The 2,791-nt window shown below is 79.3% G+C and carries 1 protein-coding gene; it reads left to right on the top strand.

The window, feature by feature from the left end:
- Positions 1-2,791, top strand: a 2,791-nt coding sequence (locus ACFXAM_RS38445) for a type I polyketide synthase (protein WP_380298555.1), incomplete at both ends; no start/stop codon positions are given.

Below are 2,791 nucleotides of genomic sequence, written 5' to 3'. Positions count from 1 at the left end.
GTGGTGTTCACCGAGCCGTTGCTGCCGGTGGTCTCCGATCTGACCGGAAAGCTCGCCACGGCGGAGGAGTTGGCCGATCCGGGGTACTGGGCGCGCCACATCCGTTCGGCCGTGCGCTTCCACGACGTGGTCCGCACCCTCCACGAGCAGGGCGTCACCCGCTACCTCGAACTCGGACCCGACGCCGTCCTCACCCCGCTGGTCGAGGCCGCTCTCGGTGCGGACGCGCCCACCGCGGCCGCGGCCGCCCTGCGCCGGGACCGCCCCGAGGCACCGGCCCTGGCGACCGCCCTCGCCCGGCTGGCCGTCACCGGGACCGCCGTCGACTGGCCGGCCCTGACCGGGGTGAGCGGCAGCATCGCCGACGCCCCCCAACTGCCCACCTACCCCTTCGAGCACCGGCGCTTCTGGCTCGACGCCGATCCCACCCCGGCCGACCCGCGCGAGGTGGGCCTCGACCGCGCCGACCATCCGCTGCTCGGCGCCGAACTGCGGCTGCCCGGCAGCGACGGCCTGGTGCTGACCGGCCGGCTCTCCCCGGCCGCCCTGCCCTGGCTCGCCGACCACGAGATCCTCGGCACCCCGCTGCTGCCCGGCGCCGCGCTGGTCGAACTGGCGCTCCGGGCGGGGGAGCGCGCCGCAACCCCGTACCTGGCCGAGCTGACCCTGGAGTCCCCGCTGCCGCTCGCCGCCGACGCGGCCGTGCAGCTCCAGCTCTCCGTGGGGCCGGCGGACGCGGACGGCCGGCGGGCGCTGGCCGTGCACGCCCGGCCGGCCGGGGACGGGGAGGCGCCCTGGACCCGGCACGCCACCGGAACGCTCGCCGCCGAAGCCGCCGAAGCCGCCGAAGCCGCCGGAGCGGCCGGAGCGGCCGGAGCGGCCGAACCGACCGCCGCCGCGCCGGACTCCCTGCGGGCCTGGCCCCCGGCCGGCGCCGAGCCGCTGGACGTGGCCGCGCTGTACCCGCGACTCGCCGCCGAGGGCTACCGCTACGGCCCCGCCTTCCAGGGCCTGCGCGCCGCCTGGCGCGCCACGGACGGCACGCTCTGGGCCGAGGTCGAGCTGCCCGAGGGCCCCGCCGCCGACGCCGGGGCGTACGGGCTGCACCCGGCCCTGCTGGACGCCGCCCTCCACCTGCTCGCCGGGCACGGACACCCGACGGACGCGGGGCCCGGCCTGCTACTGCCCTTCGCCTGGAACGGCGTCGCCGTGCACGCCGTGGGCGCGGTCGCCGCCCGGGTGGCGCTGCGGCCCGTCGACGGCGGCTACCGGCTCACGCTCGCCGACGGCCGCGGTGAGCCGCTGGCCGACGTCGCCCGGCTGGATCTGCGCCCGGTCGCCCCGGAGGCGCTGGCCCGCGCCCTGCGGAGCACCGCCGAGCGCTCGCTGTACGCGCTCACCTGGGAGCCGGCGCCGGCCGGGCCCCCCGCTCCCGCCGGTGCGGGGGAGACCGCGGTGCTCGTCCTCGACGGGCAGCGCCCGGAGCCGGACCTGCTGCCGCCCGTCGGTGCCGTGACCGCCCTGGACGGGATCCCGGAGCCGGTGCCGCCGCTCGTCCTGCTCCCGTACGCGACCCCGGACGGTCCGGGCGCCACGGACGGTGCCGCCGACCCGGCGGAGGCCGCCCGCGCGGCCGTCCGGCAGCTGCTGCCGGTGCTCCAGGCGTGGCTGGCCGACCCGCGCTTCAGCACCTCCCGGCTGGTGCTGCTCACCCGGGGCGCCGTCACCACCGGCGACGACGACCCGGTCCAGGACCTCGCCGCGGCGGCCGTCCGCGGACTCTTCCGCTCCGCCGCCGCCGAACACCCGGGCCGGGTGGCCCTGCTGGACGCCGGTCCGGGCGATCGGGTCACGGCGGACGCCCTGCAGTTCGACCAGGAAGCAGAGCTGACGCTTCGTCATGACGCAATCCTGCGGCCGAGACTGACCCGTGCCGAACTCCCGGACAGTCGACCGGACTTCGGCGAAGGCACCGTTCTGCTGACCGGCGCCTCGGGGGCGCTCGGCGCCCTGGTCGCCCGCCATCTGGTGCACGCCCATGGAGTCCGGGGCCTGCTCCTGCTCAGCCGCCGGGGCACCGTCGAACCAGGCCTGGTCGAGGAGTTGACGGCGGCCGGGACCGCCGTGGCGACCGTCGCCGCCGATGTCGCCGACCCCCGGGCCGTGCGGGAGGCGCTCGCCCAGGCGCCCGCCGGGCTGCCGGTCACCGCCGTGCTGCACGCGGCCGGCGTGGTCGACGACGGCGTGACCGAGGGGCTCACCCCCGAACGGGTCGCCGCCGTGCTGCGGCCCAAGGCCGACGGCGCCTGGGCGCTGCACCGGGTGACCGCCGAACTGCCGCTGCGGGCCTTCGTGCTGTTCTCCTCGGTCGCCGGTCTGCTCGGCACCGCGGGCCAGGGCCCGTACGCGGCCGCGAACTCCTTCCTGGACGCGCTCGCCGCCCACCGGCGCGAACTCGGGCTGCCCGGGCTGTCGTTGGCCTGGGGCCTGTGGGACGGCGACGGCATGGGCAGCCGGCTCTCCGCCGCCGACCTCGCGCGGCTGGCCCGGACCGGCATCGCCCCGCTGCCCCCGGCCGAGGCGCTCGCCCTGCTCGACGACGCGCTCGGGACGGCGCGGGCGCTGCTCGCCCCGGTCCGGCTGGACCTCGCGACGCCCGCCGCCACCGGGGCGCCGCTGCCCGCGCCACTGCGCGCGCAGGCCGGCCCGGCCCCGCGTCGCACGGCGCACGCCGCCCCGGCGGCGGGGCCCGGCACGACGCCGCTCGCGGACCGGCTCGCCGCCCTGCCGG

The sequence above is a fragment of the Kitasatospora sp. NPDC059462 genome (assembly GCF_042749955.1).
Lineage (GTDB): Bacteria > Actinomycetota > Actinomycetes > Streptomycetales > Streptomycetaceae > Kitasatospora.
This window is presented reverse-complemented; position numbering and strand designations above follow the sequence as displayed.